This window comes from Advenella sp. RU8 (assembly GCF_048381675.1).
Taxonomy (GTDB): Bacteria; Pseudomonadota; Gammaproteobacteria; order Burkholderiales; family Burkholderiaceae_B; genus Advenella.
The window spans coordinates 194,107-218,103 of record NZ_JBLWIS010000003.1; the positions used below are offsets into that span (position 1 = coordinate 194,107).

24 protein-coding genes and 2 tRNA genes are annotated in these 23,997 nt (G+C 47.2%); 19 read left to right on the forward strand and 7 right to left on the reverse strand.

Features of this window, described 5'->3' with window-relative positions; all coding sequences use genetic code 11:
* From ACM5Q9_RS05885 to ACM5Q9_RS05900, 4 genes are all read left to right on the forward strand, one after another.
* Nucleotides 1-645, forward strand: a complete 645-nt coding sequence (locus ACM5Q9_RS05885) for a DNA-3-methyladenine glycosylase family protein (RefSeq protein ID WP_418143804.1) — start codon at nucleotides 1-3, stop codon at nucleotides 643-645.
* 38 nt (nucleotides 646-683) lie between these two features.
* The gene (locus ACM5Q9_RS05890; protein WP_418143805.1) at nucleotides 684-1,640 is read left to right on the forward strand and encodes an acetyl-CoA carboxylase carboxyltransferase subunit alpha; all 957 of its coding nucleotides are present in this window, start codon (nucleotides 684-686) and stop codon (nucleotides 1,638-1,640) included.
* 73 nt (nucleotides 1,641-1,713) lie between these two features.
* Nucleotides 1,714-2,682: a tRNA lysidine(34) synthetase TilS gene (gene tilS, locus ACM5Q9_RS05895; RefSeq protein WP_418143806.1), complete on the forward strand. Its 969-nt coding sequence runs from the start codon at nucleotides 1,714-1,716 to the stop codon at nucleotides 2,680-2,682.
* A gap of 46 nt (nucleotides 2,683-2,728) precedes the next feature.
* Nucleotides 2,729-3,424, forward strand: coding sequence for a metallophosphoesterase (locus ACM5Q9_RS05900; RefSeq protein WP_418143807.1), 696 nt, complete (start codon nucleotides 2,729-2,731; stop codon nucleotides 3,422-3,424).
* A 70-nt stretch (nucleotides 3,425-3,494) separates the two neighbouring features.
* On the opposite strand, the gene ACM5Q9_RS05905 is transcribed toward ACM5Q9_RS05900, so the two are convergent.
* Nucleotides 3,495-3,572 (reverse strand) — tRNA-Arg (locus ACM5Q9_RS05905).
* 14 nt (nucleotides 3,573-3,586) lie between these two features.
* Nucleotides 3,587-3,664: transfer RNA gene (locus tag ACM5Q9_RS05910), tRNA-Arg, on the reverse strand.
* Nucleotides 3,665-3,983: 319 nt separating this feature from the next.
* Here ACM5Q9_RS05910 and ACM5Q9_RS05915 point away from each other — a divergent pair.
* From ACM5Q9_RS05915 to ACM5Q9_RS05950, 8 genes are all read left to right on the forward strand, one after another.
* Nucleotides 3,984-5,183: an MFS transporter gene (locus ACM5Q9_RS05915; RefSeq protein ID WP_418143808.1), complete on the forward strand. Its 1,200-nt coding sequence runs from the start codon at nucleotides 3,984-3,986 to the stop codon at nucleotides 5,181-5,183.
* Between the two features lie 48 nt (nucleotides 5,184-5,231).
* The gene (locus tag ACM5Q9_RS05920; protein WP_418143809.1) at nucleotides 5,232-6,110 is read left to right on the forward strand and encodes a LysR substrate-binding domain-containing protein; all 879 of its coding nucleotides are present in this window, start codon (nucleotides 5,232-5,234) and stop codon (nucleotides 6,108-6,110) included.
* 273 nt (nucleotides 6,111-6,383) lie between these two features.
* On the forward strand, nucleotides 6,384-7,607 hold the full coding sequence (locus tag ACM5Q9_RS05925) for an aromatic ring-hydroxylating oxygenase subunit alpha (protein WP_418143810.1): 1,224 nt from the start codon (nucleotides 6,384-6,386) through the stop codon (nucleotides 7,605-7,607).
* A 17-nt stretch (nucleotides 7,608-7,624) separates the two neighbouring features.
* On the forward strand, nucleotides 7,625-8,590 hold the full coding sequence (locus ACM5Q9_RS05930; RefSeq protein ID WP_418143811.1) for a PDR/VanB family oxidoreductase: 966 nt from the start codon (nucleotides 7,625-7,627) through the stop codon (nucleotides 8,588-8,590).
* Between the two features lie 21 nt (nucleotides 8,591-8,611).
* A complete protein-coding gene (locus tag ACM5Q9_RS05935; RefSeq protein WP_418143812.1) occupies nucleotides 8,612-9,484 on the forward strand; it encodes an NAD-dependent epimerase/dehydratase family protein in 873 nt (290 codons plus the stop codon).
* Nucleotides 9,485-9,524: 40 nt separating this feature from the next.
* Nucleotides 9,525-10,139, forward strand: coding sequence for an NAD-dependent dehydratase (locus ACM5Q9_RS05940; protein ID WP_418143813.1), 615 nt, complete (start codon nucleotides 9,525-9,527; stop codon nucleotides 10,137-10,139).
* Between the two features lie 10 nt (nucleotides 10,140-10,149).
* Nucleotides 10,150-11,325 (forward strand): DUF1116 domain-containing protein, encoded by a 1,176-nt coding sequence (locus ACM5Q9_RS05945; RefSeq protein WP_418143814.1) that lies wholly within the window; start codon nucleotides 10,150-10,152, stop codon nucleotides 11,323-11,325.
* Nucleotides 11,306-12,613, forward strand: coding sequence for an amidase (locus ACM5Q9_RS05950; protein WP_418143815.1), 1,308 nt, complete (start codon nucleotides 11,306-11,308; stop codon nucleotides 12,611-12,613). The genes ACM5Q9_RS05945 and ACM5Q9_RS05950 overlap by 20 nt, the downstream gene beginning before the upstream one ends.
* Nucleotides 12,614-12,730: 117 nt before the next feature.
* Here ACM5Q9_RS05950 and ACM5Q9_RS05955 read toward each other — a convergent pair whose 3' ends face one another.
* Together ACM5Q9_RS05955 and ACM5Q9_RS05960 are read right to left on the reverse strand one after the other, a co-directional pair.
* Complete coding sequence (locus tag ACM5Q9_RS05955; RefSeq protein ID WP_418143816.1) at nucleotides 12,731-13,165, reverse strand: hypothetical protein; 435 nt, start codon at nucleotides 13,163-13,165, stop codon at nucleotides 12,731-12,733.
* A gap of 311 nt (nucleotides 13,166-13,476) precedes the next feature.
* Nucleotides 13,477-14,856, reverse strand: a complete 1,380-nt coding sequence (locus ACM5Q9_RS05960) for an MFS transporter (protein WP_418143817.1) — start codon at nucleotides 14,854-14,856, stop codon at nucleotides 13,477-13,479.
* A gap of 318 nt (nucleotides 14,857-15,174) precedes the next feature.
* On the opposite strand from ACM5Q9_RS05960, the gene ACM5Q9_RS05965 reads away from it, so the two are divergent.
* On the forward strand, nucleotides 15,175-16,107 hold the full coding sequence (locus ACM5Q9_RS05965; protein WP_418143818.1) for a LysR family transcriptional regulator: 933 nt from the start codon (nucleotides 15,175-15,177) through the stop codon (nucleotides 16,105-16,107).
* Between the two features lie 87 nt (nucleotides 16,108-16,194).
* Complete coding sequence (gloA, locus tag ACM5Q9_RS05970) at nucleotides 16,195-16,599, forward strand: lactoylglutathione lyase (protein ID WP_418143819.1); 405 nt, start codon at nucleotides 16,195-16,197, stop codon at nucleotides 16,597-16,599.
* Here the strand turns inward: gloA and ACM5Q9_RS05975 are convergent.
* From ACM5Q9_RS05975 to ACM5Q9_RS05985, 3 genes are all read right to left on the reverse strand, one after another.
* Complete coding sequence (locus ACM5Q9_RS05975) at nucleotides 16,596-16,793, reverse strand: hypothetical protein (protein WP_189384152.1); 198 nt, start codon at nucleotides 16,791-16,793, stop codon at nucleotides 16,596-16,598. The two genes, gloA and ACM5Q9_RS05975, sit on opposite strands and share 4 nt — an antisense overlap.
* A 195-nt stretch (nucleotides 16,794-16,988) precedes the next feature.
* Nucleotides 16,989-17,807 (reverse strand): enoyl-CoA hydratase/isomerase family protein, encoded by an 819-nt coding sequence (locus tag ACM5Q9_RS05980; RefSeq protein ID WP_418143820.1) that lies wholly within the window; start codon nucleotides 17,805-17,807, stop codon nucleotides 16,989-16,991.
* 106 nt (nucleotides 17,808-17,913) lie between these two features.
* Nucleotides 17,914-18,921 (reverse strand): AraC family transcriptional regulator, encoded by a 1,008-nt coding sequence (locus ACM5Q9_RS05985; RefSeq protein ID WP_418143821.1) that lies wholly within the window; start codon nucleotides 18,919-18,921, stop codon nucleotides 17,914-17,916.
* A 301-nt stretch (nucleotides 18,922-19,222) separates the two neighbouring features.
* Between ACM5Q9_RS05985 and ACM5Q9_RS05990 the strand changes: the two genes are divergently transcribed.
* The 5 genes from ACM5Q9_RS05990 to ACM5Q9_RS06010 are packed head-to-tail and all read left to right on the forward strand — an operon-like array spanning nucleotide 19,223 to nucleotide 23,996.
* Nucleotides 19,223-20,050, forward strand: a complete 828-nt coding sequence (locus ACM5Q9_RS05990) for an ABC transporter ATP-binding protein (RefSeq protein WP_418143822.1) — start codon at nucleotides 19,223-19,225, stop codon at nucleotides 20,048-20,050.
* An 8-nt stretch (nucleotides 20,051-20,058) separates the two neighbouring features.
* Complete coding sequence (locus ACM5Q9_RS05995; protein WP_418143823.1) at nucleotides 20,059-20,943, forward strand: branched-chain amino acid ABC transporter permease; 885 nt, start codon at nucleotides 20,059-20,061, stop codon at nucleotides 20,941-20,943.
* Nucleotides 20,943-21,983, forward strand: coding sequence for a branched-chain amino acid ABC transporter permease (locus ACM5Q9_RS06000; protein ID WP_418143824.1), 1,041 nt, complete (start codon nucleotides 20,943-20,945; stop codon nucleotides 21,981-21,983). Before ACM5Q9_RS05995 ends, ACM5Q9_RS06000 begins: the two co-directional genes overlap by 1 nt.
* A gap of 38 nt (nucleotides 21,984-22,021) precedes the next feature.
* Nucleotides 22,022-23,179 carry an ABC transporter substrate-binding protein gene (locus tag ACM5Q9_RS06005; protein WP_418143919.1) on the forward strand — a complete coding sequence of 386 codons (1,158 nt, stop codon included), beginning with the start codon at nucleotides 22,022-22,024 and terminating at the stop codon, nucleotides 23,177-23,179.
* A gap of 4 nt (nucleotides 23,180-23,183) precedes the next feature.
* Nucleotides 23,184-23,996, forward strand: coding sequence for an ABC transporter ATP-binding protein (locus ACM5Q9_RS06010; RefSeq protein WP_418143825.1), 813 nt, complete (start codon nucleotides 23,184-23,186; stop codon nucleotides 23,994-23,996).
* Nucleotide 23,997: the final 1 nt, after the last annotated feature.

Sequence of the window (23,997 nt, forward strand, 5' to 3'; positions counted from 1 at the left end):
ATGACACAAGTAATACCCCCCGAGCAGGCCTGTAAGCCTGATTACTGGGATGAGGCGGTTAGTTATCTAATGAAACGGGACCGCATTCTTCGTAAAATCATCCCCGAGCACGATGGTGTATGGCTGGCCAGCAATAAAACGCCTTTTGTTACGCTGGCACGTGCTATCGTAGGGCAACAGGTGTCTGTAGATACCGCCGAGACTACCTGGAAAAAATTTACGGCCTTATGTGGCAGTCGTCCTACACCGGCCAAGGTTTTGGAATATGATGTCGAGCAGCTTAGGGCTGCCGGTCTGGCAAAAAGAAAATCGGAATACATTTTGGATTTGGCCATGCATTTCAATGAAAAGAAGGTGCATCCGGCAAAATGGTCTAAAATGAGTGATGAAGAAATTGTTGATGAGCTGTGCAGCATTCGCGGCATTGGCCGCTGGACTGCAGAAATGTTTTTAATATTCAACTTGCACAGGCCGGACGTTTTACCTATTGATGACCCAAGACTGTTAAAGGCAATCTCAATGCATTACTTTAGCGGAGAGCCGGTATCCCGCTATGAAGCCAGAGAGGTGGCGCAAACGTGGCAACCCTGGCGAACGGTGGCAACGTGGTATTTATGGCGTAGCCAGGAATCCGTAACCGATTAAGCCCACTTCCAGCCAGATTCATATTAAAATCAAAAACCATGAAATTTACATTTTTAGACTTTGAAAAACCCATTGCCGAACTTGAGCAGAAAATTGAACAGCTGCGACATGTATCTTCTGATTCAGCGGTAGATATTTCAGAAGAAATCGGGCGGCTGCAACAAAAAAGCGAAGCACTGACCACCAATATTTATTCCAAGCTGACTCCTTGGCAAACCGCATTGGTGGCGCGTCATCCACAACGTCCCTATACGTTTGACTATATTCGTGAAATCTTCACCGATTTCCATGAGTTGCATGGTGACCGCATGTTCAAGGATGACCAGGCGATTGTTGGCGGTTTGGCCCGCTTCAATGGCGAGGCTTGCATGGTAATTGGTCACCAGAAAGGACGGGATACCAAAGAGCGCGCCAAACGTAATTTTGGCATGCCACGTCCCGAAGGCTATCGCAAGGCCTTACGCCTGATGCGCTTGGCTGAAAAATTCAATTTGCCGGTCTTTACATTTGTGGATACCCCCGGCGCCTATCCCGGCATTGACGCCGAGGAGCGGGGCCAGTCAGAAGCCATTGGTCATAACCTGTATGCCATGGCCGAGCTGAAAGTGCCGATTATTGCCACTATCATTGGTGAGGGTGGTTCTGGTGGTGCTTTGGCAATTGCCGTGGGTGACGTAGTGCAAATGTTGCAATACTCCACCTATAGCGTGATTTCACCCGAAGGCTGTGCATCGATTTTATGGCGCAGCGCTGACAAGGCACCAATTGCAGCCGAGGCACTGTCAATTACCGCCAACCGTCTGCTGGAATTGGGCTTGATCGACCGTGTCGTGCCCGAGCCGGTGGGTGGGGCACATCGCGATGTGACCGCCATGTCCCGCACCTTGCGTCGTGCCTTAAGCGAGGCATTGCGTCAGGTTGCCAATGTAGATCCCCAGGAACTCATCAATAAGCGCTTGGAGCGTTTGCTGTCATATGGTCGGGTCCAGGAATAAACGGCCAGATCAACAAAAAGCGTCTTTTCTTAAAGACGCTTTTTTATCGTCTCCGCTGCATGATTTTTTTCGCATGGCAAAAAGGCGGCAAATACCGGTGGTGGCGGTGGGAGTCAGCGGCGGGCCGGATTCGGCCATGTTGCTGGTTTATGCTGCCCATATTGCCCCGCAATACCAGGTGAAAGTTCAGGCGGTGCATGTGCATCATGGCTTGCAGGCGATTGCCGATGAATGGGTTTTGCACACGCAAGCGCTGGCAGAAAGGCTGAGTGTGGAATGCAGCATTGAATACGTTAGTGTGGATGCTGCATCAGGCTTGGGTATAGAGGCTTCTGCACGCAACGCACGCTATCAGGCCTATGAGGATTTTGCCGCCAGAACCGGAATCCGGCATTTTTTGCTGGCGCATCATCTTTATGACCAGACCGAAACGGTTTTGCTGCGCCTGTTACGAGGGGCTGGTGTGCAGGGTATGGCGGCCATGGGTTCACATACTCAAAGGGGTGAATTGCATTTTTACCGCCCCTGGCTCGAGGTAAGTCGCCAGAATATTCTGGATGTGTCCAAGTGCTTTGCCCATGAAACCGGCTGGCAGGCTGTCCACGATCCTACCAATCTTGATCCCAAATATACCCGTGCTGCCGTACGGGAAATGCTGGTGCCCGCGCTGGATGAGCGTTGGCAGGGCTGGCGTAAAAACCTGGCCCGTCACAGTCGTTTAATGGCAGAAAATGCCTTGCTATTAAAGGATTTGGCGCAAATGGATTATGCAGGGCTGGATGCAGGCAGTGATAATTGCAGCTTTTCGCTAGGAAAATGGCGCGAGATGCCAGAGCGTCGTCAGGCCAATGTGTTACGTTATTGGCTTGATCTGCAAAATATTGCCATGCCTGCCGAGGCCAGGTTGAGTGAATGGATAAAACAGTTGCGCCAGCTTCACCAAATGGGGTCGGATCGCAATTTGCGCCTGAAGCATGGCAATGCCGAGATACGTGTGGTCAATGGCAGGGTTGTCATGGTGCCTGATGCTACGAAGGATTAAAATGAACCTGGGCTTTTCGTTAATGTAAATACGGTCGTCAAGTTTCATGCAATCCTCTTTATTCAAATCTTTCCCCCTTAATACGCTTGGCCGTGATTTTGCAGTTGGTGATATTCACGGCATGTATTCCCTGCTGGAAAAAAAACTGGCGGCGGTTAATTTCAATCCACAAACAGATCGCCTGTTTTCGGTGGGCGATCTGGTTAACCGTGGCCCCGAATCTTCCCGTGTTATGTCTTTTCTGGAGCAGCCCTGGTTTCATGCCATCAAGGGAAATCATGAAGATATCGTCATGTGCTCGGCATCCGATCCGGATTATATGGATTTGATGTTAAGAATTGGTGGTGCCTGGTTAATTGATAAGCCGCAAAAAGAGCGGGCCAGAATTCGACAGGCTTTTGCCGCCTTGCCTTTGGCCATAGAGGTACAAACCGTGGCAGGAAAAATTGGCCTGGTTCATGCTGAGTGCCCGCTGGATTCCTGGGATGACATGGTTTTTCTGCTTAAGGCGGGCAAGCAGGGTGCGCTGCAACTGGCAGAAAAATTGTGTTGGTCAAGGCGGCGCTTTAAAGACCGCGATGCAACGCCCATACAGGATGTGCGTGCCCTGATCGTCGGGCATAACGTGGTTGAGGGGATGCAGGTCATGGGAAATACCTACTATATTGAAACCGGTGCCTTTATGTCGGACGGGCAGCATGGCATGACCTTGCTGGCATTAAATACTTTGCAGGCAGTTTGAGCGTGATGATTTGAAGGGCGGGGAGAAATAAAAAAAGCCACTTCTTATGAAGTGGCTTTTTTGGAAATACTGGTGCGCCCGGCAGGAATTGAACCCACGACCCCTTGGTTCGTAGCCAAGTACTCTAATCCAACTGAGCTACGGGCGCGTTTTTAAAGATTTTGGTGCGCCCGGCAGGAATTGAACCCACGACCCCTTGGTTCGTAGCCAAGTACTCTAATCCAACTGAGCTACGGGCGCATCTCTAAAGAAATGTATTATGACTAACTTTTAAAGAATAAGCAAGAAAATTATTGGGGTAATAGAAGAAAACGTGGAAAATGATGTTTTTTTGCATTCGCATTGTTTTTTTGTTTTGTTTATACAACAGGTTTAAAAATATGGGCGAATTCAGCTTGGCAGGGAAATTGGGCAAATATTGGTGTATTGAACTGTTTTACCGGGTATTCTTGTAAATGACACGGGTGACACATACAATGACAGGGATTGCAAGGCACACCATATGAGGGTGCCGTATCAAATTTAATTCAATAATTTAATAATAATGCAAACCCTTCCCTTGAAACAAATAAGATTGATGCTGGCTTTCCTGTTAACCGGTTTCATCCTGAGCCAGGCATATCGAACCGTTGGCGGTGTGCTGTCAGTTCCTCTTAAAAATGAATTCCAACTTGATAATGAAACACTAAGCAATATTGTCGGTTCGTTTCACGTTACTTTTGGCAGTTTGCAACTGCTTATTGGTATTTGTGTGGACTGTTTCGGTATCCGCCGAACTATTTTGTATTTTGCGCCATTTACCGTTATTGGGGCGGTGTTGTCGGGGCTGGCGACTTCACCCGCGATGTTGTTGATTGGCCAGATATTGCTGGGTCTGGGGTGTGCACCGGCCTTTCTGGTGTGTATTGTGCTTATTTCAAGAAGTTTTCCGGCCCAGAAATTTGCCTCCATGTATGGCATTGCATTGGGTTTGGGGGGGATTGGACTTGTTTTTACGTCTACCCCCCTGGCCATGATTAGTGAATCGTTTGGTTGGCGTATCTGTTTTTATATTTTGGCGGCAGGCAGCTTCCTGTCGTGGCTGCTGATTTATTTTACCGTTAAGGATATTGACGATTCGATTGATTTTTCATTGAGTCTACGGCAAAAGCTGCTAAATGCCCTGCAGGCCGTTTCCGGCTATAAAGTGCTGTTCAAAATGCGGCAAACCTGGGGTATTCTTTCCTTGCTGTTTGTCTGTTATGCCGCTTTTCTTACCCTGCGTGGACTGTGGCTAGGGCCCTTGCTGGTAGAGCGTTTTGGACAAAGCCTGGTGTTTGCCGGCAACCTGGCGCTGGCGCTTTCAATCCTTTCCCTGTTCAGTCCTTCGCTTTTCGGGCGCCTTGATCCCGGTACGGGAAATCGCTATCGGTTCTTATGCTTTGTGCCGTGGATCATGGTGATAGGTTTTATTGTGCTGGCATTCAGCACCTCGTTGTGGCTTAGTGTGGCCTGTACCATTGTTATTGCGATTGTTAACAGTTGCAGTGTTTGGCAAGTGGCTGATATCCGCGATATTTACCCCAAGGAAATGCAAGGCAGGGCCCTGGCTTTGGGGAATAGCGCATTCTTTTTAGGGGTGTCATTCATGCAGTCCATTTCAGGAAATGCGCATGATATTTTGCCGATCAATGGCATGGATGTATTTGCCTCGGTTTTCCTGGTGTGTGGGTTTGTGCTAACAGCAGGAATTGTCGGTTATATTCTGTTGCGAAGATAAGCGTTAATTTTTTTAAGACAGAAGAAACATCAGGAGACATCGTTGGCCATGCAGGTACCCTTATTAAACGCTTTAAAAACTTTTACCGTATCAGCACAAAGGTTGAACTTTACCAAGGCGGCAGAAGATTTGCTGGTTTCGCCTTCAGCGATCAGCCATCAAATTAAAATCCTTGAAGAGTATTTGGGGTGCAAGCTTTTCTTGCGTAAAAACCGTTCCTTGGAGTTGACTGATAAAGGCCTGTTTTTATTCAACCGTTTGCAACGACCTTTTTATGAAATAAACCAGGCATTAAGCGAGTTACGCATGCCGCATGGTAAAAGCCGTATCAATTTGTCTTTGCGGCCATTTGTCTCAAGTATGTGGTTCACCCGGCAATTGGGTAATTTGTGGTCAAAGCACCCAGATATAGAAATTAATCTGATACATAACTTGCAGGCACCGGATTTTTTTCGGGACAACATTAATTTTGCCATTTTATGGGGCAAGCAGGGTGATTGGCCGCATTTGAATACTTTGCGGATTATTCCCGGTAATCTGACGCCTGTTTGTTCCCCATCGTATTTGCAGGAGCACGGAGTTATTAAATCTGCCGTGGATTTAAACCAGCATATCCTGATTCATGAAGAAAACCATCTGGGTTGGCAGCAATGGCTTTTTAAAGCAACCGGGCAGGAAATGACTGCGGTTAAGGGTTTTCATATTGACGACACGAATGTTCGCATGAATGCGGTGTTAAACGGCCAGGGAGTGATGCTGGGCTGTCCGGTCTTGTTGCGACCCTTAATAGAGAAAAAAGAAATAATCCAATTGTTCGATATTTATTTAGATGAATATGCTTATTTTCTGGCGTATCCCAAAGAGGCTAATTTAAGTCGCCAGGAACAGGATTTTATCGATTGGGTTGCCTCGATTGCGATTACGTAAAAATAGCCATCCATGCTTTTAAGCTTGACCATGCGCCTGCAAGTTTGCAGGCGTTTTTGTTTTGCCAGCGGGTTCTTTCCCGGGGGCTAACGATCAAACTTCCGGCGCAAGACGGTACAGGCTTGGCACAGGGAAAAGTACTTGCCTTTAAAAAAAACTCATCTATCCATCAAATTTGCTCAATTTTCAAGACAAGCTATATGTCGCATGATTGATGTCAGTCAAATAACAAGCCCTTAACGGTGTTTACATAAGTTTAAAGGAGACACATAGATGAATACAGCCGTACGTTCACCCATTGAGATTCAAGAATTTGATCAAAGTTATTTCCAGCATGAGACCGATGAGGTTTATGCCTTGCCACCCGCATGCTTCACCTCTGAAGAATTTTTCCAGTTTGAGCTGAATGCCGTATGGAAAAAGCAGTGGTTCTGTATAGGACGCGCCAGTGATATCCCCAATTCCGGCGACTTTTTTACCTTTGAAGTCGGGGATGATGCTCTGTTTGCCATCCGCACCCGTGAAGGCAAGATTAATGTGCTGTCAAATGTCTGCCGTCATCGTAATATGCTCTTGCTTGAAGGGGCGGGTAATGTTCGACGGATTAGTTGTCCGTTACATGCCTGGGTATATAACATGGAAGGTGAACTGGTATCTGCGCCCGGCCTGACCGATTCAGGTGCTGATTTCGATCCAAAGAGTGTTTGTCTGCCAAAAATCCGCACCGAGATCTGGGAAGGTTTTATTTTTATTAACTATGATGCCTTGGCACCTGACTTGCATACCCGTTTGACTAATCTTGGCCAGCAACTGTCCAATTACCGCATGGCCGAACTGAAATCTTCAGAACCATTGAAAATGGAGACGTTTGACTGGAACTGGAAAATTTTCAATGATGAATGCTATCACTGCAGCTTCCTGCATGCATCTTCCTGGGGCGCCATGTATGAAACTAGCCCGGACCGGGTTGATGAGAGTGTAGCGTTCAATGACCTGCCTAATGGCATTGTTTCCTATAACCTGATTTCCAGCCATAAAGATGCAGCGCCTACGAACACCGGCTCGATTTTGCAACCGCCCATGACCTCCCTGACCGATGAAGAGCGCTCACAACTGTCATATATAACCGTTGCGCCCAATTTGCTGTTGGTTGCCATGCCTGACAAAGTCAAGTATTTCCTCTGGTTGCCAAAAAGTGCCAATCAATCAAGCTATGGTGTCTCATGGATGTATCCGCAGTCTACCCTGGAGCGTGAAGATCACAAGGAAAAATTTGATAAAGAGCATGGTGATCTCTATCCGGTGATGATCGAGGACCTGTTTGCATGGCGTCGTTCACATATGGGCATGAAGTCCAATTTTGCATCTCGTGGCCGGTTGACCAATGAAGAGCTGGTTATCAAGCGGTTGCAAAACTGGCTGATTGATCAGTACCGTGCCGAAGACCGCCGTGTGGAAGAAGAGCACCGTGTATTACCTATCAAAGCGGTTGCTTGAAACCAAGAGGTGACAGAATGCAGCAAATTTTGCAAACACGCGTATTGAAAAAAACCATGTTGTCCGAACGGGTGGTGGGTTTGACCCTTGGTCTGGATAATGGTGCCGCTTTGCCTTCATGGGAACCGGGGGCACATATTGAATTGGAACTGGCCGCATCGCAGACAGAACCCTTGTATCGTCAATATTCGCTTTGTGGCCATCAGGACAATACGCACGAATGGCAAATAGCGGTGTTGAAAGATGAGGCCAGTCGTGGCGGATCGGTTTTCATACATGATGTACTGCAGGAAGGTGATTTATTACCGGTCAGTGTCCCGAAAAATCACTTTCCGTTTGCTGCGAATGAAAAATGTTTTTTCATTGCAGGTGGCATTGGGATCACGCCCATCGTGCCTATGGTGAAGGCCGCAGCTGCGGCTGGCCTTGACTGGCAGCTGTTATATCTGGCAAGAAACCCCAGTGATTTTATTTTTCTTGAGGATTTGCAGCAACTGGACGGTTCACGAATTAAAGCCCACGCCTCTGATCTGGATGGTCAGTTTGACTTGCAGAAAACCTTGCTGGCACTTGATGGGCAGACCACCGTGTATTCATGCGGGCCGCAGGGTTTGCTGAACGCCCTGGAGCAATATCAGCAGGAGCAGGCACAGATTGGCTGGAAATTGGTGCTGGAGCGTTTTGCCGTTGAGGCCGATGCAAGCACCCTGACAGGTAACAGTTTTACCGTGACCTTGCAAAAGTCGGGCAAAAGCATCACGGTTGGCAGTGATGAAACCATTCTGTCCGCCCTCAAGCGAGAAGGAATCAAAGTGAAATGCTCATGCCAGAATGGCACCTGCGGTACTTGTGAAACCGTCGTGCTTGCCGGCCAACCCGAGCACAGGGATTTTGTGCTCTCGGAAGAGGAACGGGAATTGAGCGAAACCATGATGATTTGCGTGTCACGGGCCAGATCGGCAGAGCTGGTGTTGGATTTATAACAATAAACAGGAGCAGGAATAATGAAGAAAGTCGTAGTAACAGGCGGTTCGGGTCGTGTGGGCTCGTATGTGGTGCAGCAGTTGATGAAAACCATGCAAGTGGTGGTGGCAGACTTGAAGCCCAGCCAGCATGCCGTGGAATTTATAGAAACGGATGTGATGGATCTGGAAGCGGTACGGGCCGCAACCAAAGATGCGGATGCGGTCATTCACCTGGCAGCGATTGATTTTGACTGGAAGGCGGCTGAAGAACAATACATTAATGTCAATGTGCGTGGTACCTGGCATGTTTTGCAGGCCTGCCGCGACAATGGCGTTAAAAAAGTGGTGCTGTGCTCAAGCATTTCTGCCTGCGGTTTGTCCGAGATGCGCGCCGACTGGAAGCCGCAATACCTGCCTGTAGACGAAGCCCATGAAAACAAGCCCTATCAGGCTTACAGCGTGAGCAAAATCGTGATGGAGCAGATGGCAAAAAGCTTTAGTGATGCGACCGATATGGAGATTATTTGTTTGCGTCCACTGGCGGTGGTTTTGCCGGAAACCATTGAAGAGTACATCAAGTTTGTTGATGCCAAAGACCGCAACTGGCTGTTCTACTATATTTGGGCGGCGGATCTGGCGCGTGCCTTTGAAGCGGCCGTCAATTTGCAGGGTTTGCGTTACGGTGTGTTTTTCATTAGCGCCGATGATACCTCGCATTCCTTGCCTACGACCGAGTGGTATGAAAATATCATTGGCCGGGTCCCGGAAATTAAAAACCCGCGCTGGTATCAGAATAATCCGCGCGCGTCCATTTTCAGTAGCCATGCAGCCAAGGAAATATTGGGCTGGCAACCCAGCACCGATTTCAATCAATTACGTCAGGCCTATGCGGTGGCAGAAGCCACGGCCTAACAGTTCAAGTTTAATCTATTAAAAAGGAAGGAGATTTATCATGACCGGCATTAAAACAGGTACTTTGGACTGGACTGGCGATAACCCGTTTATTTATTTGAAAACCGATCCTGATCAGGAGTGGTCTTCCTTGTCACTTTACTTCCGTATTGCAAGCTCGGCGCATGGCAGTGGCCAGGCTATTTTGGTCTTGGATAATCCTTATGAAGAAGGCAGTGGTGATGAAACCCGCCTGCTTATTACGAATAATAAACCGCTGGCCGATTATCTGGTGCGTGATTTTGTACGTTACTTTGGCCTGTTCCGCAAGGCGGTGGCACTGGACAAACTGACCATCATAGAAGATGGCGTCTTCCAGACGGTTAACCGTTTTCCTGAAATAGTGGTGGAGTCGGTGGAGTCTGCCCGCTCCGGGGTCAAAGTCGAGATGGAATGGCACCAGATGACACAGCCTGCAATCTGTGTTGATTTGCCGCAGAGCCAGACCCAAACCCAGAAGCATGAAATGATGTGCGTGTTTCATCCGGCACAACGTGCCCGGGTGGTGGTCAATGGGGTGCCTTTGCCGGGCAATACGATTGAGCGCGACTTTAATGGTACGCGTGCGCAATCGGCCAGTCTGGCCAATAGTGAAACCTGGGTTCGTGTGGCATAAGGGGTGAAATATGGTTCAGCATGTTAATCACGGCATGTCACAAACGGTCATGCCATTCTGGACTGGGGTTAAGCAATTAAAACAGGTTTTGCCACAGCAAACGCGTCTGGTTTTACATGCCGGACCTCCTTTTCGTGACGTTTCCGAGTTGCCGCAAGCCATTCTTAATTCAGTCCTGATCGGGATTCAATATGAAGGCTGGGCGCCTGATAAAGCGGCAGCACGGGCACTCCTGGATGAAGGGGGCGTACAGCTGGCGCCTGCACAGGACTATGACGTGGTTGTACCACTGGCCGGTGTTGTGACGCCTTCCATGTATATGATTGAAGTCAGTGATGGCAATCAGCCCGAAAACAAAAAATACTCGGTGCTGAATGAGGGGATGGTTTGGTGTACGCGTTTGGGGATTGATGGCGAAGAAATGGTGCCACACCTGCGCTGGTTGCATCAGGACCTGGGTGCCAGGATGGCGGCTGGTTTTGGGGGCAAGGTTGATCTGGCACCCGTGTTGCAGGCCTCTTTGCTTAATGGTGATGACGGTCATGCCCGTACCATGCATGCATCCCGCTTGCTGGCTGATATTATTGTCTCATGGGGCATTAATGATGAGCCAAGCAAGACCTTTTTGTATGGCGCGATGGCGTGGGCACTGAATTATTGGATGGCCGCCAGTGCCCTGATTTTGTCGACCCAGCAACTGCCTGAAGGCGTTGATCCGATTGTGAAAGCAGGGGGTAATGGCCTGAGGTTTGGTTTGCAGCTGGCCAGCTCGGATAACTGGCAGGTGGTTGACGCACCTGCTATTCAGGGTAATAAAGAGGCAGGTAAAGAGCACGTACAGGCGTTAGGTACGCTGGGTGACAGTGCAGTCGTGGATTTTGTGGGCCTGGGCGGACAATGCCTGGATCTGGCCAGTTCAAGCGCCAAAAACCTGCTGGGCTTTTTGCCGGAAGACTATCTCACGCGCCAAAGCCGTTTCCTGAAAACCCGTTTGCCCTTTCTGGGGGGGCGTGCCGGTATCACTGATTTCAATAGTGTGATTGAAAGCAATACCGGGCCATTGGTGTTGCTGGGCATGATTGATGGTAGGGGTCAGCATGGACGCATTGGTGGTGGGGTTGCCACGGTAGATGCCGCATTATTGCAAGCGTTGAAGGAGTGGCAAGATGAAACGACAATGGTTTAAATTGCCTCTGCATCAATTGTTGCAGGCCTTGAATGCGGGTGAAGCCACCTTGCCGGAAGTGGTGGCGTCTTTTTACGAGCGCATCGCTAAACGTGACCAGCAAGTGGGGGCCTGGCAATACCTGATTGAGCAAGACGATTATCTGGCTGAATATGAAAGCCGCCGTGCATTTTACGATGCTTCACCCTTGAAAGGTTTGCCCTTTGCAGTCAAGGATGTGATTGACACAGCGGATATACCCACCACCATGGGTTCGGTGATTCACCAGGATCGTATTCCCGATATGGACGCTTCATGCGTAACCGCCATGAAAGCGGCCGGTGGCATTTTAATGGGTAAAACGGTCACTACCGAATTTGCCTATTTTCAGGCGGGTAAAACCAATAATCCACACGATCCAGCGCGTACACCGGGTGGCTCTTCCAGTGGTTCGGCCGCAGCAGTGGCTGATTACATGGTGCCGATTGCCTTCGGTACCCAAACGGCTGCTTCGGTTATCAGGCCGGCATCCTATTGTGGTTGCGTGGGATATGTGGGCAGTAAGAATGAGTTTTCCCTGCGTAATATCCAGCCTTTGGCACAGTCCCTGGACTCTCTCGGCATCCTCAGCAATGATGTACTTGATACCATTCTGGTACGTAATATATTACTGCACAAGTCTTTGGAGCCGATGCCTCAGGCCAGTGGCTTGGCTTGTGTTTTTGGCGTGTTTTCCGGTGAGGTGTTGGGCCCCATCGAAGATAAAATGCTTGAAACACTGGCGGGCTGTCAGCAGGCATTGGGCGGGCAGGGCTACCATCATGTCGATTTTCCCTTGCAGGAAACAGTGGCTGAGTTAACTGTCTTGCATGGACAAATCATGGCCTATGAGGTGGCCCGTAATCTGGTGTATGAGCAGCAGTTTGAGACTTTAGGCAGTCATATGCAGGCATTGGTTGCAAGTGGTTTGGCTTTGCCCTATCACGATTATATTGCTGCCCTGGAAAAAACCGATAACTTGAAACAGGCACTGTTGCGCTGGTTTGAGCAGCAGGGCGCCGATTTCATTATGGCGCCTGCGGCATCAGGAGTGGCCCCAGCTAAAGACGAAGGGACGGGTGCGCCATTCATGAGCCGGGCCTGGCAGCTTGCCGGCTTGCCGGTGGTAGCTTTACCTTTGGGTTACTACCAGAAATTGCCGATGGGCTTGCAATTGATTGGTAAGCCTCATCAGGATGACCGACTGCTTATGCAGGCCAGGCAATTGCAGCAGTTGTTTTTAAGAAGCCAGGAAGCCGTTAGTGCGTAATTTTTTTACTGGCTATTTGAAATTTGAACGTCCTGTTTTTACAGGACGTTTTTTTATGGGTCGCAGGGTTACTAAAACGAAACTTGGTGTTTGGCAAGGCCGGCTGCCAAACCAGGGTTACAGGCGAGGCAAGACGTATTTTTCAACCAGCCATTTCAGCCCATACAATGCGGCAATAATAATACACACAATAGATAAGAAATCGGCACTGAAAACATTTTGCTGTTTATGTGGCAGGGCCATGTAAACGTTTTCATTGGCTGGCCTGGCATGCGTCATGGGGGTGGCCGATAGGGGTAAATCAGCCTCTAGAATGACATATTTTCCGTTATTCGCAGCCTGTAGCAATAGACTGTTAACCGGAATGGTTTGCAGATCCTGTTCATCGCTGGTGTTGCAGATGCGTTTGGTGCCTTTGGCCCAGTTGTCATTGCCTTCGGGGCAGACGGCGATGATGCTGTTGCCATTGCTGAAATGAACGTTCACCCACCCTTCAGCGCGTGAAGCGTGATTGCTGCTTACCGTTACGTCAGTCAGGTTTATGGTGGTCATGATGCTTGTCTTTTTTGCAATAAAGCCCATCTTCCTGTTTTTGTCAGGCAGGGAAGGAGGGCAAGCTTGAATTAATAATCAGGCAGGACTCTATTTTATCGAAAATAGCATGAAAAGACGCTTTTGTAATGTTAAGCGTTTGATTTGTTTCTATTGTTTTTAATATGAATCAATTAAATCATTGATTCTTGTTGGCGTTGGGGGGCTGGATGTGGACTTTTTTGCCAAGTGGATTCTGACAATAAAAAAACAGCCCTGAAAAACAGGGCTGATAAAGTTTCAAGAAAATATACGGGGGTTTGTTTATCTAATTAGCTGACATTCACTTTACCCAGGTTGATGGCCGGTTTGGTATCAGGTTCTGGTTCAGTATGGTAGCGACGCAAAGGTTTGTTGGCGGTTTCTGGCATTAATATGGTTACCCAGAAGAAACAGATCGCAGCAACAATGGTGACGTAAAATGCCGGGGCCAGATAACTGCCCGTTTGTGTTGTCAGCCAAATGGCCAGATAAGGGGCAGTACCGCCAAAAATGGCAAAGGTAATGTTGTAGCACATGCTCGAGGCGGTATAGCGCATGTCGGTCGGGAACATTTCTGACAGCAATGTAGCAGCCACTACACTGGCAGCAACCTGGCCAATACCAATAATCAGCATGCCGGCAATAGCGGCTTCCAATGAGGCACCATTATTAACAACCATATAGGCGGGAATGGTAAACAGGGCGTGCCAGATTGCGGCAAACTGCATCATTTTACGACGGCCAATTTTGTCGGAAATGATGCCGGCAATCGGTGTAAGGGCAGTTACAAATAACAGGGCAACCATACTGGCGGTTAATGATTGTGCTGGTGTCAGGCCAATCACGGTACGCAGGAAGGTATTCATGTAGGTTGAAAAAATATAGAACGACAGCGCATAAAGTACGACGAAGCCACCCAGTTTCACAATATTGCGGCCCTCGGCCTTGAATACCTGTCCGGCAGTATAGCTGACTTGACCTTTTTTCTCGGCACGCATTTGCTGGAATTCGGGTGACTCAGATAAATGATCACGAATGAAGAAAGCAACTACGCCCATGGGTACAGCCAGCAGGAAGATGGTACGCCAGCCCCAGTCACCCATGGCTTCAGTACCAATGATCGCTACCAACCCGGCACAGACACCAGCAGCCAAGGCAAAGGCGAAATATGTCGCGGCAGACATCGCCCAGGCATAAGAGTTGCGTTTGTTCATTGGACTGTGTTCAACGGTATAAATAGTTGCGCCGGTATATTCACCACCTGCTGACAGGCCCTGGATGCAGCGAATGATCACCAGCAAAATAGGTGCCCAGATACCAATGCTTTCATAGTTGGGGATAAGGCCAATTGCGGCAGTTGAACCAGACATGAGCAACACGGTTAAAGCCAGAATTTTTTTGCGTCCCAGTTTGTCGCCCAATTTGCCAAAATAAATACCGCCCAGTGGCCGAACAATGAACGATACTAAAAACACCGCAAAAGTGGCTAGCAGGCCAGCCATCTTGTCTTCGGTAGGGAAGAAATTTTGTGCGATGTAAACGGCCATGTAGCCGAACAAGGCAAAGTCAAACCATTCAACGACAGTGCCAGCCGCTGAACCCATCATGACCTTTTTAATATGGCTGGTATCGGTATGTGCCGATGCTGCCGCAGTTGCTTGCTGTTGCATGCTTGTGTCTCCTCAAAATAGCAATTTTTGTGTTCAAAATAAATCCCTGTGGGGAATTTGTTTTTATTGTTTATCTGTAGATGGTTTTACTTATGTAAAATGTATCGATCAAAAAATCGAATAGTGAATACTAAACGATTGGAACAAAAATAGATGTCTCCTTTTTTTTGAGTGTGTATTAATCAATTAAAAAGTTTTTGTTTACATGCCTGATTACGCATAAACAGTAAACTAATACTGTACTAATAGTTTGTCTATTCACTATTGGCACTGTATTATTGATCGAAATGTTATTAATGATAAAAATTGAGACGAGTCATGAGTCCTGTCCGCTTTGACCTACATCACTTACGTGCTTTTAAAATGGTTGCCGAGCAATTGCATTTTAAAAAAGCGGCAGAGCTTCTGCATATAACCCAACCAGGTTTGACGCGCATAATTAAGTCGCTTGAAGAGGCTTTGCAGGTAGAGCTGTTCGAGCGCAGTACCCGCCAAGTCAAGCTGACTGCGGCCGGCTTTCTGTTTTTGCAGGAAACCGAACATGTCTTCATCCATTTGGCGCGGGCTATTGAGCTGGCCCAGAAAGCCAAATTTGGTGATATTGGCCATTTAATCATTGCCTACAATGATTATGCGATTCAGGATGTCTTACCCAATACGCTGGAGCATTTCAGGCGGCAATACCCTAGCATCACAACAGATCTTCTTTACATGCCAACCCAAGAGCAAATCCAGGGCCTGCAACAGGGCAGCCTTGATTTGGGGTTTGGATTTGCATTTTCCGATGACTCCGAAGAGCTGGGCGTGCAGTGGAAACCGATATTTCAGGATGATCCCGTTGTGCTATTGCAGAAAGATCACCCTTTGGCAGAGCGTAAAGTCATTTCGTTGGCAGACCTTGCCAATGAACGTTTTGTGGTGGGTTCTAAAAACCATTGGCAGGTTTGGCGGCGTTATTTTTATTCTCTATGCCGTCATGCCGGATTTCACCCTAATATTGTTCAGGAAGCGAGCACGATTACCGGCATCATGAGTCTGGTGGCGGCCCATATGGGGATTGCCATTTTGTCGCAGTCATTGCGTAAATATGTGCATCGGGATTTGGTGGCTATTGATCTGGCTTTATCGGGACAATATCCGCAATCGTATATTAGTATCATGTGGCAGCAAGCCAATGCCAACCCTTGCGTACCTTTGTTTATTCAAAATATTACGCCAGGTCTTATGACTTACCCATTATCTGCAAATTGAGTTTTTCTCATTAATGATTGATAAAAGGTCATGATTGGAAATTGATTTTTTTGCTACATTGCCTTTTTCAATTACATACTTTTAGTCATGAGCACATCTGAAATTCAATTTGGCCTGGATCATGTCATGTTGCGTGTGTTGGACTTGGAAAAATCGCTGGCGTTTTATCGGGATATTCTTGGGATGAAAGTGCTGCGCCATACCGACTATGAATCGGGCAGATTCACCAATGTTTTTTTAAGTTTTAATGAGAATACCGAGTCCAGTCTTGAGTTGACGTATAACTGGGACCAGCAAGAGCCTTATGAAAAGGGTCAGGCTTTTGGGCACCTGGCATTGATGGTGAATGATATTCATAAGGCCGTGGAAAAACTGGCTGAGTCCGGCGTCAGAATCAAGACCCCGCCTAAACAAATGAATCATGGGCAACGTATTATTGCCTTTGTGTTTGACCCGGATGAGTATTTAATTGAATTGATTGAGCCAATTTAATTCAGTGCTTCCTTGGCCGCTTCTTCTGGCGTCAATCCCTCGTAGAATTGGTCTGTAAACCACTCGGCATTCTCTTCGATGTAGTCCTGCGCCTCGCGCAGGGTTGCGCCTGCTTTTACCAAAAAGCCTTCCACTTCAATGCACCATTCAATGAGTGCCACTTCGTCCGGATCGGGCGTATTTTTCTTACTCATGTTTTTCCTTTGCTTGAGACTACATCATGTTATCGGAGCACCACATCGTCCAGGAACGCTGTTGGATGGTAATTTATAGCATAAAAAAAGCCCTTGAATTTATTTCAAGGGCTTTTTAGTGTCTCTGGCGCAGATGCTGCTCTCCATCATTGCTTCTCATGGATAAGGCTTAAAATCTCATGTCACAGTCAACGATCAGGAAAAAGACGCTTTGCGTTTTTGTGTGAAAGCAAGAATACCTTCTTGTACATCCTCCTCACCCGCACTCTCAACAATGAAGCGACGTTCCTGTGCCAAATGATTTTCTAAGGTTCTTTGGGCAAAAGTGTGATCGAATAAGCGCTTTACCCTTGAGATGGCTTTTGAAGGACCGCTTTGTAGCATCTTGAGCAAAGCATGCGCTTGTGTCATTAATTCAGAGTCTGGGTATATTTCATCAACGACTCCCAGACGTAAGCATATTTGAGCATCCAGGGTTGCGTTTGAGATAAACAATTGTTTGGCTTTATATACACCCACACGATTAGCCAATAACCAGGAACTGCCTGCATCGGGTGATAATCCAATAGCCGTATAGCCACAACGCAATTTCATCGACTCTGCTGCCAGTACAAAATCAGCCAGCAGGGCTAAGCCGATACCCGCACCACCTACCGCGCCATTCAGGGTAGATACAATAGGAATGCCAGAGTCCGTTAGTTTCAAAATCGTATCATTTAAGGGCGTAACGAGCGAATCAACATAGGCTGGCAGATTTGCCCGTTCTTCTATAAATGCACGTATATCACCGCCCACACAAAAATTTTTCCCGGCGCCTGTCAGTAAAATGGCCCTTACCGACGCAGTATTCAAAATTTCATTTACTGCATTAGCAAATAATGTAACCATGTCAAGGTTGAGCGCATTCCCATGATCTGCCCTGTTTAGCGTAATGGTGGCAATACCGGCATCAATACTAAAATGAAGTGCTTTACTATCCGAATGATGATTGTTGTTAAGGTCTAAAGTGCCCATTTTATCTCCAGAAAAGGTTTGGTTTGATCTTGATAATCAGTCGGAAAATACATTTTTTCCAGTGAAGGCGTTTTCAAGTAAGTTGATATATAGTCAGAGACTAAATTTACAAAATGGTCTGTTTGCGATAGGCGCCAGGTGTACTGCCTGTCCACATTTTAAAAGCGCGATTGAAGGCGGCAGGGTCCTCAAAGCCCAGCTCATTACCAATAGTGGCAATCGGTGTATCGGTTTTATTTAATAAATCGATGGCGATATCCCGTCGTAGTTTGTCCTTGGTTTTCTGAAAGGTAGTGCCTTCAGAGGCAAGATGCCTTGCAAGCGTACGGGGCGAAATATGCTGAATCAGGGCGACATCATTGATGGTTACGTTTTCATGTAACCGGTTTTGCAAGTAGTGACGTAGTTGGTGGGTATAGGGTCTGTCATTGGGTGAAAAATAAAACCAGTTAAGCGGTGCGTTACGGATGAATTCATTCAGTTCAGACTGATCTTGACGAATGGGCTCATGCAAATAAACAGGATCCATATACAGTGCCGTTTCATTTTGATTGAATGTTACCGGACCAGGATAGATCTGCTCGTATTCAGCAGCATGACTGGGTTTGCTAAAGGGCAAGGCGATGGATACGAAGGGTATTTTGCGTCCTATGAGCCAGGATGAGACTCCTTGTACAAGCATCAGTAGCAGCTCAAGTGCCCATGTGCGGGTAGGTCCTAAACTATTCTTTTCTTCGAGTTCTATTTTAATGAGACCGTTTGGACACGTCCTGACTTTGTATTCCACATCGTCATTGACCAAGTGAAAAAAATTACGGAATCTGTTAAGCGCCACACCAAGATCTGGAGCGTCCAGCATAATCATGCATAAATATTTAAGCGTTCCATTACGCAGTGGGCGTGAGAAAAGACCTGGTGTCTCATCGTTAAGTTCGATTGCCAAAACACGGTATAGTTGAGCGAATTTGCTCATGGTTATGCGTGTTCCTTCGAGCTCCAAAAGGGCGGGAGATAGTCCTGTTTTGGTAATCCATTTTTCATCATATGTTGAATGCTTTGATGCCCCTGTTAATAAGGCATTAACAAAACGGACTGAAATTGTTTGGGCTTCCATGAATTATCACCTTGATTTATGCAGTTTCTACGTCTTGATATGCAAACATGGTGTAGATAAAGAACAGGATACACGACAAGGCGACTGGATTTATTTTACATACAAAATACTTAGGGTAAACACATAGGGAGGCTGGAAGGTGGCAGCTTTTGCATAGTTTTAGTCTTTTTCTGTCATTTGAAAATATAAATTACTGTCCTAAAATGAATGACATAACTTACTCAGATAAGCAATAAATTCAGACAAAAAAATAAAATAAGGCGGTATTAAAAAACATATAACGGTTACGAGAGGAGACATCGTGAAGCAAACTGTTATTAAGCCGTTGCTAGCGCTTGGCAACATTACGCTCGCTTTTGGCGGCGTAAAAGCATTAACTGATGTGGGTTTTAACGTTGCACCAAATACCATCACGACAGTGATTGGTCCTAATGGTGCCGGTAAAACCTCGTTGTTCAATACTATTTCCGGTTTTTATAAACCACAGGCAGGTGAAATATTCTTTGAAGGTAAGAACATTACCTCGACCCCCGCACCAGAGCGTGCACGTTTAGGTTTGGCACGAAGCTTCCAGAATATTGCCCTGTTTCGCGGCATGACCGTATTGGACAATATCAAGTTGGGACGCCATGCGCATTTACGCACCAATGTTTTAGATTCTTTCCTTTATGTAGGTCGTGCAAGACGTGAAGAATTAGAGCTGCGCCGTGAGGTTGAAGAGCGCATCATCGATTTCCTCGAAATTGATCATATAAGGCATCATCCTGTTTCAGCTTTGTCCTATGGTTTACAAAAACGCGTGGAAATGGCAAGGGCCCTGGCCATCCAGCCCAAGATTCTTATGTTGGATGAGCCCGTTGCGGGTATGAACCGAGAAGAAACTGAAGACATGGCGCGCTTTATTTTAGATGTGCGCCAAGAGTGGGATATTACCGTTTTAATGGTAGAGCACGATATGGGTATGGTTATGGATTTATCCGACCACGTGGTTGTGCTTAATTTCGGTCAGGTTATTGCGGATGGCACACCTGAAGAAGTACAGCAAAACCCGGAAGTCATACGTGCCTATCTCGGATCGGGCGATGTGGCCGATTTGCGTCAGCGTTTGCTCCAACCCATCACACATTAGGTGGAACAATGGATTTTGATTGGCTCTTTTTTGCAGAAATCAGTTTGGGCGGGCTTGGTACTGGGGGCCTTTATGCGCTAACTGCCTTGGCCTTTGTCATTATTTTTAAAAGCACGGGTGTGGTTAACCTGGCGATTGGCGAAATGCTGATGGTTGGCGCTTATTTGGTTTATGGGCTGGCCACAGGTTTCGGTCTGCCAATTTGGTTGGCAATCATCGTTGGCGTCCTTGGCAGTGGCTTGGCGGGTGGGGTTATCGAACGGTTGGCGATTAGACCCATGGTGGGAGAATCACCCATCTCAACGTTTATGATCACGGTGGGTTTGGCCTCTGTGCTTGTGGGTGCCGTTGAGCTGATTTGGACGTCAGATCAACGACGTATGCCACAAATTATGCCCGATGAAGCCATATTTATCGGAGAGGCGTTTGTTTCGTCCAAAGTGTTTTATGGTTTTTTTGTGACCCTCATCCTGATCTCTTTAGGGTTACTTGTGTTTAGGTTTTGGCGTGGTGGTGTGGCGTTACGGGCGACTGCTTTTGACCAAGGGGCAGCTTACTCAATGGGTATTAATGTGCCACGCGTTTTTTCGCTTTCCTGGATTATTGGGGCCATGATTGCGACCGTGGCTGGGGTGATTGTCGGCGCTATTGGCGGCATCTCACCTTCTATGGGCATCTTTGGTTTGTCAGTGCTGGTGGTTGTGATTGCGGGTGGCCTTGATAGTGTGCTTGGGGCGTTAGTCGCTGGTATAGCCATCGGGCTTATAGAGGCGTGGGCAAGTGGTTTTTTAGGAGGTGAGTACAAAGTTGTTGTCACTTTCCTGATACTAATAATTGTACTGATGATCAGACCTTATGGCCTGTTTGGTACCCGTGAGATCGAGAGGTTGTAATGCGTATAGGAACGGCAAAATTTAGTTATAAACATGACGAAGCTTTATTTGACAGTCGTACACAATATGCGTGGTTGTCAGTATTGGCTTGCAGCCTGGTTGCATTTCCCTTCATTGCCAATGAGTATTGGCTATACCTCGCGTGTTTGGTGATGATTAATATCGTTAGTGCCACGGGTCTGAATATCCTTACTGGCTACACAGGCCTGGTCAGTCTGGGTCAGGCGGCGTTTATGGGTATTGGTGCGTATGCGGTTGCCTATATGGATAACCATCTTGGTACACCTGTTATCTTTAATTTATTGATGGCAGGTGGCATCACGATGTTGGGCGGGTTTGTGGTTGGCATTCCATCGTTAAGGGTAAAAGGCCTTTACCTTGCCATTGCGACGATTGCTGCGTCCATGATATTGCATTTTATTTTTGCCAATTGGAGTTCTGTCACGGGGGGGACGGCAGGTCTTACGGTAGCGCCGCCGGTGCTGTTTGGTTTTTCTCTGGACACCTCTTTCCTGTTTTATTGGATGGTGGTGCCCGTTATGGTGATTATGTTATTGGGTGCGGCGAACCTGTTTCGTACACGCATCGGCAGGGCATTTATCGCGATTCGTGATCGTGATATTTCAGCAGAGGTGCTTGGCATACCATTGTTACGTTATAAGCTTTTGTCATTTGGCCTGTCTTCTTTCTATGCGGGTGTGGCAGGTGGCTTATGGGCGTATTTCTTTCGTATCGTGACTCCCGAGAGTTTTCCTTTAAGTATGTCCATCTTCTTTTTAACCGCCATTATTGTGGGAGGTATGGGTTCTATCCTGGGAAGTATTCTGGGGGCTGTTTTTGTGACGATGATACCCGAGGCTCTCAAGCTCATCGTAGGATGGTTGCCGGTCTCGGCAGATGCAACCCTTATTTTATCGCCCGTACGTACGATCGTATTTGGTCTTTTAATTATTGGGTTTTTAATTTTAGAGCCGCTGGGTCTTCAGGAAATCTGGCAGCGGATACGACGTTTTTTTCACTTATGGCCTTTTAAATCATAAACGTTATAACAGCAGGAGACATCATGAAAATTAAAACTATGAAAAACTGGCTTGCAGGTTCTGTTGTTGCCAGCCTGTTAGGAGTGGCTGGTATTGCCCAAGCCAATGATAAAGAAATTGTAATCGGCGGTTCTATACCAATGAGTGGCGTGTTCTCCTTCGCTGGTATAGGTATTCACGCGGGTATACAGGATTACGTAAAAATTATCAATGATTCGGGGGGCATCGAGGGATACAAGCTTAGATATGTGCCAGAGGACAGCGGTTATAAAGTGGATGTCTCTGTAGCGGCATTTAAAAAAATAACCAGCCAGAATAAAGTTGATTTTTATTACGGCGACTCGACGGGTTTCAGTAAAACAATTAACCCTGAATTAAATCGTATGGATTCCATATTAATGTCCGGGGCCTCATTTGCCACTGAACTTAATGACCCGGAAAAATACCCATACCAATTTTTAGCGGGCCCGGACTATACCGAAATGTTTAGTATTTTGCTGCGCTATATCGCCCAGGAAAAACCAGGTGCCAAGGTTGCCTTTGTATATTCAGATACGGAGTTTGGTCGTGACCCGATTGAAGCCAGCCGCAAGGTGGCAGAAGAACTTGGCTTGAAAGTGGCGCTAGAACTGATGACACCTCCCGGTAGTGTCGATGTATCCACGGAAACGGCAAAAATGCGTCGTGCCAAACCAGACTACACCATTTTCCACGGTTATATCCTGGCACCCATTCCAGAGTTTATTGAACAGGCTCGAAAAATGGGTTTGGATACAAAATTCATGGGTACGTTCTGGACCATGGATAATTCTACCGTTATGCAAATGGGCGATGTTGGAGACGGATTTATGGGGGTTATGCCATACCGTTACTACTATGACGAGTCTGCACCTGCGCCCATGTTGGAAAAGATTCGTGAAATGCGCCCTGAGTATCAAAACGTACCCTATATACAAGGCTTTTTATCTGCCATGCTTTATACCGAATCAGCCCGTCGTGTGTTAGCCGAAGGTAAAGAATTAACGGCAGAAAATATGAAAGCGGCACTGAATACCATTAAGGATTTTGATACAGGAGGTCTTATCGGTGTCCCTATCACCATTAGTGGCAACTCTATACCTGTTGGCCGTATTTATCAGGCTGACGCAAGCAAGGGGCAAATGGTACCTGTATCTGACTGGATCGTTTTGGAGTAATGTCATGCGAGCGACAGCTTCCGTACTGGAACTAAACAATATTGAGGTTTTTTACAATAAGAGTGTTCAGGCTCTACGTGGGCTGTCGCTGCGCGTTGAGCAAGGCCAAATCGTGGCTTTGCTGGGATCCAACGGGGCAGGTAAAAGCACTACGCTTAAAGCCATATCGGCGTTGTTGGCGCTGGAAGATGGCGAACTTACCGATGGACGCATTCGCTTTGACGGCAAGCCGGTATCACAAAAGCGACCGCATGAATTAGTCCGTGCCGGCTTGTTTCATGTCATGGAAGGCCGCCGTGTGTTTGAAGACTTGACGGTAGAAGAAAATCTCGTGGCAGCGACTTATGCACTGAATGGTCGTCAAGGGCTGAAACCAGACTTTGAACTGGTGTATGAGTACTTTCCACGGCTTTATGAGCGTCGTCATGGTTTGGCCGGTTATTTGTCTGGTGGCGAACAGCAAATGTTGGCTATTGGACGGGCCTTGATTGCGAAACCGAAGCTTATTTTATTGGATGAACCTTCGCTGGGTTTGGCGCCTTTGCTGGTGGAAAATATCTTTCAAATTATCGCCAGGATTAATGCTGAACAGGGGGTGTCTATGCTGCTTGTAGAGCAGAATGCATCAATTGCCTTAGCCATCTCTCATTATGGTTACATCATGGAAATGGGCAAAATAGTTACCGATGGGTCGGCTGGGTTTTTAGCGAATGATCCGGACGTTCGTGAATTCTATTTAGGTGTTGGTAGTGGGGGTGAGGCCAAAAGCTTCAAGAACATTAAACATTACAAACGCCGTAAACGCTGGTTGTCATAAT